The 17,140-nt window shown below is 53.1% G+C and carries 15 protein-coding genes, 2 tRNA genes and 1 rRNA gene; all 18 read right to left on the bottom strand.

What is annotated here, in order from left to right:
* Positions 1 to 63 (bottom strand): 16S ribosomal RNA (locus EVJ23_RS14390); the annotation flags it as partial.
* A 322-nt stretch (positions 64 to 385) separates the two neighbouring features.
* On the bottom strand, positions 386 to 1,876 hold the full coding sequence (gene lysS / locus EVJ23_RS14385) for a lysine--tRNA ligase (protein ID WP_070329362.1): 1,491 nt from the start codon (positions 1,874 to 1,876) through the stop codon (positions 386 to 388).
* 148 nt (positions 1,877 to 2,024) lie between these two features.
* Positions 2,025 to 3,020 carry a tRNA dihydrouridine synthase DusB gene (dusB, locus tag EVJ23_RS14380; RefSeq protein WP_016509635.1) on the bottom strand — a complete coding sequence of 332 codons (996 nt, stop codon included), beginning with the start codon at positions 3,018 to 3,020 and terminating at the stop codon, positions 2,025 to 2,027.
* Between the two features lie 22 nt (positions 3,021 to 3,042).
* On the bottom strand, positions 3,043 to 3,546 hold the full coding sequence (gene folK / locus EVJ23_RS14375; protein ID WP_070329364.1) for a 2-amino-4-hydroxy-6-hydroxymethyldihydropteridine diphosphokinase: 504 nt from the start codon (positions 3,544 to 3,546) through the stop codon (positions 3,043 to 3,045).
* Positions 3,543 to 3,908, bottom strand: a complete 366-nt coding sequence (gene folB, locus EVJ23_RS14370) for a dihydroneopterin aldolase (RefSeq protein ID WP_201739247.1) — start codon at positions 3,906 to 3,908, stop codon at positions 3,543 to 3,545. Before folB ends, folK begins: the two co-directional genes overlap by 4 nt.
* Positions 3,901 to 4,686: a dihydropteroate synthase gene (gene folP / locus EVJ23_RS14365; RefSeq protein WP_131466528.1), complete on the bottom strand. Its 786-nt coding sequence runs from the start codon at positions 4,684 to 4,686 to the stop codon at positions 3,901 to 3,903. The genes folB and folP overlap by 8 nt, the downstream gene beginning before the upstream one ends.
* Positions 4,683 to 5,516 carry an aminotransferase class IV gene (locus EVJ23_RS14360; protein WP_131466526.1) on the bottom strand — a complete coding sequence of 278 codons (834 nt, stop codon included), beginning with the start codon at positions 5,514 to 5,516 and terminating at the stop codon, positions 4,683 to 4,685. Before EVJ23_RS14360 ends, folP begins: the two co-directional genes overlap by 4 nt.
* Positions 5,500 to 6,084: an aminodeoxychorismate/anthranilate synthase component II gene (gene pabA, locus EVJ23_RS14355; RefSeq protein ID WP_071398645.1), complete on the bottom strand. Its 585-nt coding sequence runs from the start codon at positions 6,082 to 6,084 to the stop codon at positions 5,500 to 5,502. Before pabA ends, EVJ23_RS14360 begins: the two co-directional genes overlap by 17 nt.
* A complete protein-coding gene (locus EVJ23_RS14350) occupies positions 6,081 to 7,460 on the bottom strand; it encodes an anthranilate synthase component I family protein (RefSeq protein ID WP_304985704.1) in 1,380 nt (459 codons plus the stop codon). Before EVJ23_RS14350 ends, pabA begins: the two co-directional genes overlap by 4 nt.
* A 94-nt stretch (positions 7,461 to 7,554) precedes the next feature.
* Complete coding sequence (gene cysK, locus EVJ23_RS14345; protein ID WP_071398644.1) at positions 7,555 to 8,508, bottom strand: cysteine synthase A; 954 nt, start codon at positions 8,506 to 8,508, stop codon at positions 7,555 to 7,557.
* Between the two features lie 86 nt (positions 8,509 to 8,594).
* Positions 8,595 to 9,521 carry an Hsp33 family molecular chaperone HslO gene (hslO, locus tag EVJ23_RS14340; RefSeq protein WP_131466524.1) on the bottom strand — a complete coding sequence of 309 codons (927 nt, stop codon included), beginning with the start codon at positions 9,519 to 9,521 and terminating at the stop codon, positions 8,595 to 8,597.
* 21 nt (positions 9,522 to 9,542) lie between these two features.
* Positions 9,543 to 10,307, bottom strand: coding sequence for a type III pantothenate kinase (locus tag EVJ23_RS14335; protein ID WP_070329371.1), 765 nt, complete (start codon positions 10,305 to 10,307; stop codon positions 9,543 to 9,545).
* A gap of 94 nt (positions 10,308 to 10,401) precedes the next feature.
* Complete coding sequence (ftsH, locus tag EVJ23_RS14330; protein ID WP_131458693.1) at positions 10,402 to 12,429, bottom strand: ATP-dependent zinc metalloprotease FtsH; 2,028 nt, start codon at positions 12,427 to 12,429, stop codon at positions 10,402 to 10,404.
* 106 nt (positions 12,430 to 12,535) lie between these two features.
* Positions 12,536 to 13,081: a hypoxanthine phosphoribosyltransferase gene (hpt, locus tag EVJ23_RS14325; RefSeq protein ID WP_016509617.1), complete on the bottom strand. Its 546-nt coding sequence runs from the start codon at positions 13,079 to 13,081 to the stop codon at positions 12,536 to 12,538.
* A gap of 35 nt (positions 13,082 to 13,116) precedes the next feature.
* A complete protein-coding gene (tilS, locus tag EVJ23_RS14320; protein WP_236633796.1) occupies positions 13,117 to 14,352 on the bottom strand; it encodes a tRNA lysidine(34) synthetase TilS in 1,236 nt (411 codons plus the stop codon).
* A 69-nt stretch (positions 14,353 to 14,421) separates the two neighbouring features.
* Positions 14,422 to 14,493, bottom strand: a tRNA-Glu gene (locus EVJ23_RS14315).
* A 9-nt stretch (positions 14,494 to 14,502) separates the two neighbouring features.
* Positions 14,503 to 14,579 (bottom strand) — tRNA-Met (locus tag EVJ23_RS14310).
* A gap of 143 nt (positions 14,580 to 14,722) precedes the next feature.
* Positions 14,723 to 17,125, bottom strand: coding sequence for a YhgE/Pip family protein (locus tag EVJ23_RS14305; RefSeq protein ID WP_236633795.1), 2,403 nt, complete (start codon positions 17,123 to 17,125; stop codon positions 14,723 to 14,725).
* Positions 17,126 to 17,140: the final 15 nt, after the last annotated feature.

Here is a 17,140-nt window from a genome sequence, read left to right as displayed (position 1 = left end):
GACTTGCATGTATTAGGCACGCCGCCAGCGTTCGTCCTGAGCCAGGATCAAACTCTCCAAAGAATTTGATATAGCTCTTGAAAATGACGAAGCTTGCGCTTCAATCAAAACTTGTAAAACTTTTTTTTGCCTCATCGTTCAGTTTTCAAAGTTCGTCTGTCGCTCTTAACGACTCTTACAATATTACAAGTCATCGACACAGTTGTCAACCACTTTTTTAATTCTTTTCCGCTGCCATCAGCGGCAACGTTTATTACTTTAACCCATCCTCAAATAGAATGCAATAGTTTCGGTAAAAGTTTTTCTGAAAAAGTTTCCTGCCATGTTATAGCTTGGCTGTAGAAACCAAAAACCTCTCACCGCAATGGTGAGAGGTCGTAACTTGTTACTGTTGGTGACGCATTGTCGGGAAGAGCAATACGTCGCGAATCGATGGTGCGTCTGTGAGCAACATGACAAGACGGTCAATCCCGATTCCGAGACCACCTGTTGGCGGCATCCCGTACTCGAGCGCTTCTAGGAAGTCGTTATCAAGTTCATGGGCCTCATCGTTCCCAGCTTCTTTTTCAAGTAGTTGGGCTTCGAAGCGCTCACGTTGATCGATTGGATCGTTCAACTCTGTGAACGCGTTCGCGTGTTCACGACGAACGATGAACAGCTCGAAACGATCTGTGAAGCGCGGGTCTTGATCGTTCTTCTTCGCAAGCGGCGACACTTCGACCGGATGTCCCGTGACGAACGTAGGTTGAAGCAACGTCTCTTCGATTTTTTGTTCGAAGAACTCGTTGACGATATGACCGAACGTCATATGGTCTTGGACTTCTACTCCGTGCTCTTTCGCAAGTTCACGCGCCTGTTCATCAGACATCTGCTGCCAGAAGTCGACACCCATCTCTTCTTTAACCAAGTCGACCATATGGGCCCGCTTCCAACCGACACCAAGATGGATCGTATCTTCTCCATACTTCACGTCTGTCGTACCGAGTACTTCTTTAGCAACGTGCGCAACGAGTTCTTCTGTCAAATCCATGATGTCGTTGTAATCAGCGTAAGCTTCATAGAGCTCGATCATTGTGAACTCTGGGTTGTGTCGTGTCGAGATCCCTTCGTTACGGAAGACACGGCCAATCTCATAAACACGTTCAAGGCCACCGACGATGAGGCGCTTCAAGTGAAGCTCGATCGCGATGCGCATATAAAGTTCCATATCGAGGGCGTTATGGTGCGTCAAGAACGGACGGGCAGCTGCTCCACCTGCAATCGTATGGAGCATCGGTGTCTCAACTTCTAAGTAACCGCGATGGTTCAAGAAGTTACGGATCTCTGAAATGATTCGGCTACGCAAAATGAATGTTTGGCGCGAATCATTGTTCGTGATCAAATCGAGATAACGTTGACGATAACGTTGTTCGACATCTTTTAAGCCATGATATTTGTCTGGAAGCGGACGGAGCGCTTTCGTCAAAAGTTCAAACGTCTCGACGTGAATCGATAACTCGCCAACATTCGTTTTGAACAGCTTACCTTTCACGCCGACAATATCACCGAGGTCAGACGATTTGAACAAATCAAACGCCTCATCCCCTACGTCATTTTTACGGACATAAATTTGAACCTGTCCCGTGACATCTTGGATGTGGGCGAAGAAAACCTTCCCTTTTCCACGTTTCGTCATAATCCGTCCCGCGAGCGTGACTTCTACGTCTTGCTCAGCGAGCGCCTCTTTCTCAATCGCTTCATATTGCTCATGTAATTCACCGGCATGGGCTGAGCGTTCGAACCGATGTCCGAACGGGTCGAGTCCTTGCGCACGCATCTCAGTCATCTTTTCAAATCGAACCTGCATTTGGTCGTTCATTTCCAACTCGTGACTCACTACTCCATTCACTCCTCTATACATATTGGGTTTGGTCCTAACAAAAAGCTGTCGACCTCACGGCCAACAGCACAGCCTAAGCTGTTCGCTCTTTGCGTATCACTTTTTCGCCAAACAAGCTTACCATAAATCACTTTTTTACACTAGTTCACACTTCTTGTGGCGCGTTCTCGATCTGTCCGACGAAATCGTAGAGCACACTCCCGACGGCATCCCGTGATTCCAACTCGAAGACTTGCTTACGGACCGGCCCGTTCCCTTTGAGACCTTTCAAGTACCAGGCCACGTGTTGACGCATTTCACGAACCGCCGCCACCTCGCCTTTCAAGTCGATCAAACGATCGAGATGCAGCATGCAAATGTCAATTTTCTCGCGTGCCTCCGGCTCGGCCGGAAGTTCACCCGTCTCGAGGTACTGCACCGTCTGATAGAGCATCCATGGATTTCCGAGGGCAGCCCGCCCGATCATGACCGCATCGACACCGTAATGGTCGAGGGCATGCTTCGCTTGTTGCGGCGTCGTAATATCACCGTTCCCGATAATCGGGATGCCCGCAATTTTCTTCGCCTCACCAATAAGCTCCCAGTTGGCTGTTCCTTCATACAATTGGGACCGCGTCCGTCCGTGAATCGCGATCGCCGCCGCGCCACCGGATTCGGCCGCTCTGACGTTATCTAGGAGGTAGATGTGCTGACTGTCCCAGCCGGTGCGCATCTTGACGGTCACAGGTTTGTCCACCGCCTTCGATACAGCGTTCACCATCTCATAAACCTTATCCGGATCGAGGAGCCACTTGGCACCCGCTTCACATTTCGTGACTTTCGGGACCGGACACCCCATGTTGATGTCGATGATATCGGCGTTCGTGTTTTGATCCACGTATTGCGCCGCTTTCACGAGCGTGTCTTTCGAACCGCCAAAAATTTGCAGGCTGAGCGGCTTTTCGCGCTCATCGACGTATAACATGCGCAGCGTTCTCGCGTTTTCAAATAAAATCCCTTTGTCGCTGACCATCTCCGCACAAACGAGTCCGGCACCGAATTCCTTCGCAATCAAACGAAATGCCGGGTTCGTCACTCCGGCCATCGGGGCGAGGACCGCCCGATTTTTTATATCAACGTTACCAATTTTGAACCCTGACATTGCTTCACTTCCTTCAATAGCGTTAAACAGAACCGACTAATGACGTTAACGACTGTAGACGTACGACGTCGCGCCGCTCCGATTCCGGCAAGGCGTCGCATAATTGTCGTACCGTCTTCCCATTAACCTCGAGCGTCGGAGCAATCTCCGCGAGCGGGGCAAGGACAAAAGCACGTTCATGCATTCGCGGATGCGGAACAGTTAAGTGCTTCGATTGTATATATTCGCCGTTATAGAGCAAGATGTCAAGGTCGATCGTACGCGGCCCGTTCTTAAACAGACGCTCTCTCCCAAGACCGCGCTCAACCTGTTGGAGACGAACGAGCGCATCGTCCGCCCCTAGCGATGTCTCGACTTCGACGACCATGTTATAAAACGATGGTTGATCTGTATAGCCGACCGGTGCCGTCTCGTATACATTCGATTGCTTCGTCACATGAAGACCGGCCGCCTCCATCTCTTGAAGGGCACCGAACAAATAACGCTCCCGTTCACCGATATTCGAACCAAGCGCCACATACATCATCCGTTACGCCTCCGCGTCATCTCAATCGCGACTGAATCATAATGACCCGGAATCGGCGGGTCCGGTTTGATGACCTTGACCGTCACACTTTGAATCTTGTCACTGTGGGCGAGCACGGCCGTCGTGATCCGTTCACCGAGTGCTTCGAGTAAGTTGACCGCTTCGCCTGTGACGATGTCTTCTGTCAGTTGATAGAGTCCGGCATAGCTGACGCCGTCCTCCAAATTATCGGACTGGCCGGCAGGGGTCAGGTCTAACTCACACATCAAATCAATATTAAATCGCTGACCGAGCCGGTTCTCTTCTTCAAATACACCGTGGTAACCGTAAAAACGCATCCCGTTCACAAACATCTTATCCAACTTGTCCGCCTCCTAACATCGCATCCATCATCCGTGACGCCCGTTTGTTCTCTAACACATCATGCACCCGTACCCAGGCGCACCCCTTCACAATCCCGAGACATGTCGTCGCGACCGTCCCTTCGACCCGCTCCTCGGTCGGTAAATCAAGTGTCTGGCCGATGAACGACTTACGTGACGTCCCGAGCAGAACGGGGAACCCGAGATTCGTGATGACGTCGAGCCGATTCATGAGCTCTAAGTTTTGGTTGTAGTCTTTGGCGAAGCCGATGCCGGGGTCTAACCAAATCTGGTCATCACGAACACCGGCGGCACGAGCGATCGCGATTGATTCTTGTATGTCGCCGACGACTTCTTCGATGAAGTGTCCATAGTTTCGATTGTCTCGATTATGCATCAAAATGATCGGGACGTTAAACTCTTTGGCCACTTCCGCCATCGATTGATCGTCCCACTTCGACCCCCACACGTCATTGATGATGTCAGCGCCTGCTTCAAGTGCCGCTCGCGCAACGATAGGTTTGTACGTATCGATCGAGATCAGGACGTCAAGCTCCTCTTTCAGGCGGCGAATGACCGGGACGACGCGGGCGATCTCTTGATCCGCCGTGACGAACTGTGCGCCCGGCCTTGTCGACTCGCCTCCGACGTCGATCGCATCGGCCCCGTCCTGAACGAGCCGTTTAGCGTGTTCGAGCGCTTGCTCGACTGCGTTATAACGCCCACCGTCTGAAAACGAATCTGGCGTCACGTTTAAAATGCCCATAATTTTTGTCATGCTGTTCCCTCACTTTCAATTGCTCGTCGTAACTCGGACCAACACGCTGTAAATCGAGCACCCTGCTTGCCTGGATACGTCCGGCCGGCATAAGCGGTGACCGGTGCGATTTGTTGCACCGAGTTCGTGAGCCAAATTTCGGACGCTTGCTCGAGTTCTTTAAACGTCACATCACGCTCGAGCACGTCAAACGTCTCCATCAGCCAGTGCCGGGTCACGCCGGCAAGCGCCCCGGTCTCAAGCGGCGTCGTCCATAGCCGCCCATCCTGTTCCACCCAAAAGATGTTTGAGACGAGTCCCTCGACGACACGTCCCGCCTCGTCCGCGAACAAACCTTCCGCTTCCCGGTCGACCAAGGCCCGTTTTCCAAGGATGTTGTTCATATAGTGATGCGACTTCAAACGGAACGCCGCTTCCGGTCGACTTCTCGGAAACGGGATTGCCTCAAGCCGTTTCTCGGTCGGTTCGAACGTGTCCGGTAACGGTTTGACGAGCAACGTCACGTTCGGCCGTGAGTAACGCCCGTCGTGCAGACCGAGCGGAGCGACACCGGCGGAGACGTTCAGTCGGATATATACGTTCGGCGCCTCGTTTTGACGCACGACGTCTTGAATCGCCTGTCTGATTTCCTGCTTCGTATAAGGTAGATCGATCCAAAGAGCGTCCATGCTTTTCTCAAGCCTGCACCAATGGAGGTCGAACAAGAACGGGACCCCGTCAAACGTCCGGAACGTCTCGAACAATCCCATCCCGTACAAAAAACCGTGGTCCTGAACCGGCACCGTCACTTCTGAACTGCCGCGCAGTTCGCCGTTATGCCAAAGCCACATGACGATACGCCTCGATAAAATTTTTAATCATGTCTTTCCCATGTTCCGTCAAGATGGCTTCAGGATGAAATTGGACGCCCTCGATCGGCAATTCTTTATGGCGTAGCGCCATGATTTCTCCCGTGCTCGTCTCAGCCGTCACTTCTAAACAGGACGGCAATGAAGCGCGCTCGACGGCGAGCGAATGATAACGCGTCACGATCGTCTGCTGTGGGATGTCTTTAAATAACGTCTTGCCGTCATGTTCGATCGGTGACGTCTTCCCGTGCATGAGGCGGTCCGCATGGACGACTTTCCCGCCGAACGCCTGACCGATCGCTTGGTGACCGAGACACACCCCGAAAATCGGGATCTTCCCAGCAAACGTCCGAATCGCGTCGACGCTGATTCCCGCTTCGTTCGGCGTCCGCGGACCTGGCGAGATGACGAGATAACTCGGACCCATCTGTTTAATCTCTTCGATCGTAACGTCGTCATTACGACGCACAATCAAGTCCTCTCCAAGCTCACCAAAGTATTGAACCAAGTTGTATGTGAATGAGTCGTAGTTATCGATGAGTAAAATCATACCGTCGCCTCCGTCATTTCTTTCGCGGCCCATAGCGCCTTCGCTTTCGACAACGATTCTTCATATTCAGCGACCGGGTCGGAGTCGATGACAATCCCTGCCCCGGCCTGGACATGGGCCATCCCGTCTTTGACGACCATCGTCCGGATCGTGATGTTAAAGACGAGGTCGTCGTCCCAACTGATCCAGCCGAACGAACCCGTGTAAATCCCACGTCGAACCGGTTCAAGTTCCTCGATGATTTCCATCGTCCGAATTTTCGGGGCACCGGTAATCGTTCCGCCCGGGAACATCGCCCCGAGCGCCTCTGACCCGGACACACCGTCTCGCATCGTGCCGCGCACGTTCGAAACGATGTGCTGGACGTGTGAGTACTTCTCGATGACCATCAATTCGTCGACGTGCACCGTCCCATAAGCGGCCACTTTCCCGAGGTCGTTCCGCTCCAAATCAACGAGCATGACGTGCTCGGCCCGCTCTTTCTCGTTATCGAGCAACGTCCGCGCTAGTTCCATATCTTCTGCCTCGTCCCGTCCGCGCGGCCGTGTCCCGGCGATCGGGCGTGTCGAGATCGACGTCCCGTGTTTCTCAATCAACAGTTCTGGCGAGGCCGACACCATCGTCAAAAAATCGTCGACGAAGTACCCCATGTACGGTGAAGGATTCATTTGGCGCAACGTGTCATAGACGTGGCGCGGGTCCGCGAGCAGCGCTTCCGATTGGCGGACGCTCAGGTTCACTTGGAACACGTCGCCTTCGACGATGTAGTCTTGAATTTTCTGCACAGCTTCGACGAATTCACCTTGCGATAGAGACCGCGCTCGCTCGAGCGGTGCTTGCGCGACCGGTCTGAACGCGTAATGCGTCTCTGTCTGCCATAAGGCAGCCCAGCGCTCGAGCTTCGCTTCTACTTCTTCATCGGCGGTGACCAGCAAATAGAGGAGCGACGTCGCTTCGTCGAATACCGCCACTTCGTCAAACAACAAGAACGAGACGTCGGGCGTCCCTAGATCATCTTCCGCTTGACGCGGCAAGCGTTCGAGTGTCCGGGCGACATCGTAACTGACATAACCGATCATCCCGCCGAAGAATGGCGGTGCCCCTTCTGGTCTTGCGGCAACGTAACGGGCCCGTACTTGCTCGACGATGTCGAGCGGTTGGCCATAAAACGTCTCGGTCTTATCTGAAATGACGAGCGTTCCAGTCCCATCTTTCACGTGAAGCGCACCGAACGGCTCGATCCCGGCCATCGTGTAACGTCCAGCCCTCCCGCTCTCGAGCCACGCATAGCGCTCGCCCGCTTCCGTCAACGTCATATACGTCTCATACATTCTCTCTTTTGTCGTTCGCATCGTTTTGAACGCTGTCGTTCTCACGCCAAATCCCCCCGTTCCACTCATTCATGCCTCTAATTGTACACAAGAAAAGGCAGTTACCGAAAGAAGATGTCTTCTGGTAACTGCCGTTTGTTTATGCGCGAACGCTATCTGATTCTTCGTCGAACTGATAGAGCGGCGTGCTAAGGTAGCGTTCTCCGTTTGACGGGATGATTGCGAGCACGTTTTTGCCTTTTCCAAGGCGCTTCGCCGTATCGACCGCGGCCGCAATGGCTGCACCTGACGAGATGCCACCGAGCACACCGTTCGTCCGAGCCGCGAGACGCGCGTACTCGAACGCCTGCTCTGTCGTGATTTGAAGGACACCTTCGTAAATCTCAGTGTCTAAAATCGACGGGATAAAGCCGGCCCCGATGCCTTGAATTTTATGAGGTCCTGGCTTCCCTCCAGATAAGACTGGAGAGTCGACTGGTTCGACCGCTAAAATTTGCACGTCTGGATAGTGGGCTTTCAATACTTTACCCGCTCCTGTGATCGTTCCGCCTGTACCGACACCAGCGATAAAAGCATCGACTTGAAGACCTGACGCGTCGAACGCATCAACGATCTCAGGGCCGGTCGTCATTTCATGGACGTTCGGGTTGGCCGCATTATTGAATTGTTGCGGGAGGAAGTAGCCGTTTTTCTCAGCTTCTTCTGTCGCCCGACGGATCGCTCCGCCCATCCCCTCAGGACCAGGCGTCAAAATCAGCTCGGCACCATATCCGCGAAGCAGATTGCGTCGTTCCATACTCATCGTTTCCGGCATGACGAGAATTGCCTTATAGCCTTTAGCAGAACTGACCATCGCGAGTCCGATGCCCGTGTTCCCACTCGTCGGCTCGATGATTGTGTCACCCGGCTTTAAGACGCCTTCTTCCTCAGCGGCCTCGATCATCGCTAAGGCGATCCGGTCTTTTACACTCGAACCAGGGTTCATATATTCCAACTTCATGTAAACCGTCGCGTCATCCGGGCCAGTCAGCCCGTTTAACTTCACGATTGGAGTCTTGCCAATTAAGTCTGTCACTGAATCTACGATACGCATTTCATTTCCTCCTTCATAATTCCGACTATTCCGATATTGTAATAATACCCTATCGGATTGAAAATATGCAATTTGGAACGACAGCCTCAGCGTGCTTGCTGTTTCATCACTTCGAGCTGTTCAGCCGAGAAGTGATACTTTTCGCCGCAGAAGTGACAAACTGCTTCAGCGCCGCCATCTTCTTCAATCATTTGACGGATCTCTTCGGTACCGAGTCCGATGATCGCACTCTCCATCCGATCGCGGCTGCACGTACAGTTGAATTGTACCGGTTTGTGATCGAGCACTTCTAAGCTATCTCCGAGGAGCATATGCAGCATCTCTTCCGGCGTCTTCTCTTCTCCGATGAGGACCGACACTGGCGGGAACGTCTTCAATGCGTTTTCTAACGCTTGAATCGTTTGCTCTGAAGCGTCCGGCATCAACTGGACGATAATCCCGCCGGCAGCTAAAATCGATTCATCTTCCGGAAGCACGAGCACGCCTGCCCCGACGACTGAAGGCACTTGTTCCGACGTCGCAAAGTAGTACGTGAAGTCTTCACTGATCTCACCTGTTTGAATTTCGGACGAACCGCCAACGAAGTCTTTTAGACCAAGGTCTTTGATGACCGAGACCGTGCCGCGGCCGACGACTTCGCCAACTTTCAACTTCGTCAATCCGTGGTCGTTGACGAATGTTCCGCCCTCGACACGCGGGTGTGACACGTATCCGCGAACGTCTCCTGCCGTGTCCGCATCGACGATGATTTTCCCGATCGGTCCATCGCCTTCGACTTTAAGGGTGACGCGCGCGGCTCCTTTTTGCATCGAACCGATCATCGTCCCGATCGTCATCGTCCGACCGAGTGCAGCTGAGGCGACCGGTGTCGTCTGATGGCGAAGTTGCGTTTCGAAAATCGTTTTCGTCGTCCGTACGGCGAACGCCCGGACTTCTCCACCGAACCCGAGGGCACGGACGAGATAGTCGTCTTTCATTTGGTCAAGTAACGCTTGTTGTTCTTGTTGAATCATATTGAGTAACTCCTTTAAAGTTTATTTCTGGTTGCGCTCATAGATGAGACGAAGTCCATCGAGCGTCAAGAACGAGTCGACGACGTCAATCGTTTCGGCATGTTCACTGATCAAACGGGCCAGCCCACCTGTCGCGATGACGGTCGCTTCCCCGACTTCACGCTTGACGCGACTGACGATACCGTCGACTTGGGCGACATACCCGTAATACGTGCCCGATTGCATCGCTTGGATCGTATTTTTCCCGACGACGGTCGGCGGGGTCGCGAGCTCGATGCGCGGTAATTTCGCGGCCCGTTGATAGAGCGCCTCGACCGAGATCATAATCCCCGGGGAGATGATCCCGCCGTGATAACGGCGTTTGTCATCGATGTAGCAATACGTCGTCGCCGTACCGAAGTCGACAATGATCAATGGACCGTCGTACTTGGCAATACCTGCGACCGCGTTGACGATGCGGTCCGCCCCGACTTCACGCGGATTGTCGACGTGGATGTCGAGACCTGTTTTCACGCCAGGACCGACGACGATCGGCCGGACGTTGAAGTAGCGCTGTGACATCTGTTCGAGCGGGAAGATGACTGGTGGAACAACCGAAGACAAAATGACGCCGTCGATTTGGTCAAACGAGACGTTCGAGTGGTCAAACAGCGACTTGACGAGCATACCGTACTCATCGGTCGTTTTCGTGCGGTCCGTCGAGATGCGCCAATGATGGACGAGCGTCTCACCATCGTACATCCCGAGGACAATATTTGTATTCCCAACATCGATCACTAAAATCATGATATGGTTCCTCACTTTGTTGTCAATTACAGTTCGCTCGAATTATAACACGAAAAAAGACGAATGCCTTATTTAGGGCATTCGTCTCTTACACTTACCGTGATTCGTTGTTCGGGCGTTCCGTCGGTGTCGCTTCCGGCTTATCGCCTTCAGGGACAACGTCCGGCTTCGCTTCTTGAACGACTCCAGGCTGATCGATGACTTGTCCGTGCTTGACGGCCGCCTCATCTTTCTTCGCCTCATCGCTTGCATCATCTTTCGATGGTTCAGACGGCTCTTCTGGTTCGTGCGGAAGATATTCGCGCGTCTTGATCAAGTGACGAATCTGTTTCGAATCGAGCGTCTCGACTTCGAGCAACGTCTTCGCGACGAGCTCGAGATCGTCTTTACGGTCCGTCAAAATCTGTTTCGCTTTCGCGTAACAACGGTTGATGATGTCCCGGATCTCGAGGTCGATATCTTGTGCAATCGCATCCGAGTAGTTTTGTTCCGTTTGGAAATCGCGACCTAAGAAGACTTGTCCTCCATGGTTCGATCCAAGTTGGAGCGGTCCGAGCTTGTCGCTCATCCCGTAATCCATGACCATCTTCCGAGCGATACCAGTCGCGCGTTGGAAGTCATTGCTTGCTCCTGTCGATACTTCACCGAAGATGACGTCTTCCGCCACGCGGCCCCCGAGGAGACCAACGATTTTATCTTCGAGTTCAGGTTTCGTCATGAAGTAACGATCTTCTTTCGGAAGCATGACGACGTATCCGCCAGCGTTTCCACGTGGAACGATTGTCACTTTGTGCACTTCGTCTGCGTTCTCGAGTTCAATCCCGATAATCGTGTGACCCGCCTCATGATAGGCGACGATTTGGCGTTCTTTCTCCGAGATGACGCGGCTCTTCTTAGAAGGACCAGCGATGACACGGTCAATCGCTTCCTCGACATCCACGACCGAGACCGCTGAACGGTCAGACCGGGCTGCGACGAGCGCTGCTTCGTTCAACAAGTTTTCAAGGTCAGCACCTGAGAATCCAGGCGTCCGCTGAGCGATCGACTTCAAGTCAACTGTCGAATCGAGCGGTTTGTTACGGGCGTGAACTTTGAGTACTGCTTCACGGCCTTTAACATCCGGGCGGTCAACCGTGATTTGACGGTCGAATCGACCTGGACGAAGAAGGGCCGGGTCAAGAATGTCCGGACGGTTCGTCGCGGCAATCATGATGATTCCTTCGTTGTCACTAAATCCATCCATCTCGACGAGAAGTTGGTTGAGCGTTTGCTCACGCTCGTCGTGGCCGCCACCAAGACCGGCACCACGCTGGCGTCCGACCGCATCGATCTCATCGATGAAGATGATACACGGTGCGTTCTTTTTCGCGTTCTCGAACAAGTCGCGGACACGCGACGCCCCGACACCGACGAACATTTCGACGAAGTCAGAACCTGAGATCGAGAAGAACGGTACACCGGCTTCTCCCGCAGCTGCACGAGCGAGTAACGTCTTACCTGTTCCCGGAGGACCGACGAGCAAGACGCCTTTCGGAATGCGCGCTCCAAGTCTCGAGAACTTGCGAGGGTCTTTCAAGAATTCGACGACTTCGATGAGTTCTTGTTTCTCCTCATCCGCCCCGGCAACGTCATCAAACGTTACACGACGTTTTTCTTGGTCGTAGAGTTTCGCCTTCGATTTCCCGAAGTTCATCACACGACCGCCGCCACCGCCTCCTTGGGCTTGGTTGAGCAAGAAGAAGAACAAGATGAAGATGATGATAAACGGTAAGATCGCGAATACGATGCTAAACCAGCTACCACTCGACTCTGACTCTTCGATTTGAATGTCGGTATTCGCACGAAGTTGCGAGAGCACTTCGGCGTATTCGGCCTCGTTAGCCGGGATATTCGTTTCGTAACGCTGGTCTTCGTCTCCTGTAAGGTCACCTGTAATTGAGATGGCTCCCGGGATTTCCTGTACGGTTGCCGTTTCGATCCGATCATCTTCCACATATTCCAAGAACTTCGAATAAGAGAGCGTTTCGCTCTGGCTACTCGGGTTCTGTAAATATTGAAGGAACAAGATCAAGGCCAGGAAAATCACACCGAACACTAAGGTGTTTTTCACTGCACGATTCATTCTCTGCCTCCTATTCCGAGAAACGATGTTCTCGCCCATTCAGTATATGTGTATACTTTGGGATATTTCTTTTATCTTAACACGTCACATTTTCAAAAGAAAAACGTTAGCCCCCGTAAACACTCGGCTTGAGCACACCGACGTAAGGAAGGTTACGATATTTCTCTTCGTAATCGAGACCGTAGCCGACGACAAACTCGTGCGGAATCACGAAACCGCTATAGTCTGCCGATAGACCGTTCTTGCGACCCGTCGGTTTATCGAGCAACGTGACGATCTTCACCGACTTGGCTTTCCGATATTTGAGGAGATCGACGAGATAGCCGAGCGTGAGCCCGCTATCAATGATATCTTCTACAATCAAGATGTCTCGTCCTTCTACAGACGTGTTTAAATCTTTCTCGATTTTCACTTCACCTGTCGATGACGTTCCACCGTGATACGTCGATACGTCCATGAAGTCCATCTCTAGATGGATGTCCATTTCTTTGACAAGGTCTGACATGAACGGCATCGCGCCTTTCAATACGCAAACGAGAAGTGGAAACTCTTCTTTATATTCTTCGCTGAGCGTTGTCGCGAGTTCTTTCACCTTTACTTGAATCTCTTCACTTGAAATAAGCACCTTTTCCATATCGTTCATTAATGACATCTTGAAATCCTCCTCTTTCTAATCCGACACAATCATCATTTTACCATTAATCGTGGGCAAATCGCATCTGACTTATCCGGAAAATCCGAAACTCTTACTCCTACTATAGCGACAATCCTCCCTGTCGCGTCAACTACTAAGGGGACAAACGGACGATTTTCACGCCGGATTTTCGCATCGACCAAGATTCGGGCGACTTTTTTCGTCCCGATCGAGAGTTTCATCACATCCCCTGGCCGGACGGAGCGGACGGTCAACGGGAATGTGAGCGCCTCGAGGGGGATCCCGTCCTTGCCTGTGATGACTTCAAGTGAGAGCTCGCGGTCGCCAAAAGACGTCTGGACCGGGAGGCTAGAGATCACTCGGTCACCCGGTGCTTCAGTCAGCACTAGATCGGTATGGGGGACGAGACTGATCACCCCATCATACTTTTGCAGGCGCGCGCCGCCTTCAAGGTCGTATCGTCCTGTTCCTTTTGGACTACCGAGGAGACGACGGATGGCTTCGCCCATCTCGACACCATATCTAGCCGATAAGAGTCGGCCGAGTACGTATCGTTCGGGTTCGTTCAAACCGGCCACGTCTTCAAGTTTCACATGAAACGTTTTCATATTATAACGGACGTGGCGCACCATCCACTTCCCGACGTCGTCGTAGCGCTTATGCCAGAGCTCACGCTGCCGACGGGCCGCGCTACCGACGTCTTGAACCACGTTCGGCCAAACATCGAGGAGCTGCGGGACGATGTGGTGTCTGATCTTGTTGCGCAAATAATTCGTCTGCTCATTCGTCGCGTCTTCTCGCCAGACGAGTCCGTTCGCTAACGCGTACGCCAAGAGCTGTCGTTTTGTTTCCGTCAGCAACGGACGAACGATTGTCCCTCCGGCGAACGGACGACGTTCCGGGATCCCCGTCACTTCGACGACGTTTCGATGAAGCTGGATGAGTACCGTTTCGAGCTCGTCATCGCCGTGATGAGCCGTCATCAGTTCGGTATACCCGTCTTCACGCATGACCGTTTCAAAAAATGCATACCGCGCCGTCCGATAGACGGCTTGCGATCCCCCGTCCGGAAACGCAAGACGCTTCCCGTGAAACGGCACACCGTACGCTTTCGCCAACTGTCTCACGAACTCGAACTCTTCATCGGACTCAGGCCTAAGTCCATGATGGACGTGGGCGACCCCGACGTCAGCACCGCTTCTCACGACGCGGTCTAACAAGACGATCGAATCCATCCCACCCGATACGGCCACCAGCACTTTCGTCATCGTCGCTCCTCCTTGATATAACAAAAGAAGCCATCTCAAGTTGAGATGGCTTCTTTTCGCTTAGGTAAGTGACCCGTACGGGATTCGAACCCGTGTTACCGCCGTGAAAGGGCGGTGTCTTAACCGCTTGACCAACGGGCCTAAATAAAATGGTAGCGGCGGAGGGAGTCGAACCCACGACCTCACGGGTATGAACCGTACGCTCTAGCCAGCTGAGCTACACCGCCATGTTATTGTGTTGTGTCCTAAGCACATTTTCTATAATAACCAGTAGCCACGTCCGTGTCAATTCTTTTTTAAAACTTTTTTCACAAAAAAACGTGTATAGTGCCATTTCATACACTATACACGATTTTCGGTTGATTGTGCATCACGCTTCCGACGGAGCCGGTCGATATTTTTTCTTCCAAGCGATGCGGAAATATCCCCAGAGCAAGAAGAAGCAACCGACCGACACGAGCGCCAAGTATAGAATCGCCCCTTGTAAATAACTGAGCCCGTCCGCCGACAAAATCTCTTTATAGCCGGCCACCGTATACGTCATTGGAAGTAACGCGTTGAACGGCTGCAAGGAACGTGGAATCAATTCAAGCGGGAACGTCCCGGCCGACGTCGTCAATTGAAGAATCAATAAGACGATGGCAACGAACCGTCCCGGGTTCCCGAGCGTCGTGACGAGCAACTGAACAATCAATAAGAACGTAATACTGACGAGCCAGCTGAAACCGAAGAAGCGAAGCGGTGACTCGACCTCGAGTCCGAGCAACGCCATCATCGCCACGTTTAAGACGAGCGCCTGAACGAAACCGATAACGATTAATACGCCCGATTTCGATAACAACCAAGATAAACTCCGCTTCGGTTTGCCAGCCGGATCATAGAGCGGATAGACGATTGACAACAAGAGCGCCCCGACAAAGAGACCGAGCGACATGAAGTATGGTGCAAATCCTGTCCCGTAGTTCGGTACGTGATGAATCGAGTCGTTCACGATTTGAATCGGCCCCGCCATCATTTCAACGTTCTCATCGCGGATGTCGACGTCAGCCGCTTCCGCACCCGAGAGTAAGGCGTCACGAAGTTTTCCGTTACCCGACTCTAGTTCAGTCAGACCTTCCGCCAGGTCCGAACTTCCAGAACCGAGCGCTTGACCCCCTTCGGCCAGACGCGATGCCCCTTCAGCGATGGTACCCGTTCCTTGACCGGCCGTTTTGACCCCGTTGGCGAGTTTCGTACTTCCTTCAGACAAGGCGAGCGTGGCGTCAGCCAATTGATCACTCCCCGACGCCAGTTCCGTCGTCCCGTCATGAAGCGTCGCCACCCCGTCGTTCAATTGAACGCTTGCCGATGCAAGTTCACCCGAACGATCCATCGCGGTTTTGGCACCTTGCTCGATTTGGCTTGACCCCTCGCTCAGCGCCGCGGCCCCGTTGACGAGCTGAGTCTGTCCGTCATTCAACGCAACCAATCCGGCCGCGAGTTCAGTGGCACCGGCTTCTGCTTGTCCCAACCCTTCCCCGAGTGCCGTTTGGCCTTCCGTGACACGAGACGCGCCCTCTGAAAGCGATGTGAATCCTGCTTCCGTTGCCTGCATGCCTGTAGACAGCTCGGCGACGAGCGCTTGCAACATGTCTGGCGTTGCGGGCGTACCGGATTCGGCGAGCGCAGACAACTTGGCGATCAGTTGCTCTTGCTGGCCTAACAACTCCGTTTTCATTTGGTCAATGCCAGCGGTGACACCTACCGTTCCCGCTACAAGTGCTTCGTTTCCGGCACTAGCCGCACTAAGCGCTTCTGCGAGTGTGCTCGAGCCGTTGACGAGTTGGCCGCTTCCGGCCTGTGCGTCCTCGAGTCCGGCTGCGAGTTCATGAATTCCAGCGTCAAGCTGTTGCGTCCCGCTATGCAACTCGCCTAACTTCGAAGAGAACGCGCTCGTTCCGTCGACGAGCTGAGTCGTACCGTCTTTTAGCACGGCGGCCCCGGCGTCGACACGATGGACACCGTCTGACAGCGTGGAACTCCCAGTTTGGATACGCTGGCTCCCGTCGACGAGATCAGCCGTCCCAGACTCAAGCGCACCGAGTCCGTCATCGAGCTTGGCTGCGCCGTCCGCTAGTTCCTGCTGTTTTGAAGCTAGCAGTCGCGAGCCGTCCGCTAGCTTAACGGCCCCTTCTTTAGCGGTCGTTGATCCGTCAGCAAGCTCCGTCGCACCGGTTGCGGCTTCATCTAATCCGTCAGCGACGGTTTTCAATCCGTCCCGCATGGCGTTGACATACTGTTTCGTCACTTCAGTCGACAGTTCGCCTTTCACTTGTTCCATCGCCGAACCTCCGATTTGAGCGGCGAGGAAGTTATACGACTCGTTCGCGATGTATCGAAGTTCCAATTGCTCAGGGTCAGCGGACAGCGCGCTCGTCGCTTTCTCTGAAAAGTCATCCGGGATTTCGATTGCCATGTAAAAGGCGTGATCTTGTAACCCGGCGTCCGCTTCTGCTTTCGACACTTCGACGAATTGGAACGCTTCCGAGGTCGTCAACTTATCGACGAGTTCGTCACCGACAGCGAGTTCCTCCCCTTCAAACGTGGCCCCTTGGTCATCATTGACGATCGCGACGGGCAAATCTTTCATTTGGCCGTAAGGGTCCCAAAATGCCCACAAGAACATGCCCGCATACATGAGCGGCACGAGCGCGACCGCGAGAATCGGAATCCATACCCGCGGATTTTTACCGATGCTCTGCCATTCTGCTTTCCACAACTTCCATCCGTTCATTTGTTTCTCCACCTT

Source organism: Exiguobacterium sp. SH1S1 (genome assembly GCF_004337245.1).
In the GTDB taxonomy this organism is placed as follows: domain Bacteria; phylum Bacillota; class Bacilli; order Exiguobacteriales; family Exiguobacteriaceae; genus Exiguobacterium; species Exiguobacterium aurantiacum_A.
This window is presented reverse-complemented; position numbering and strand designations above follow the sequence as displayed.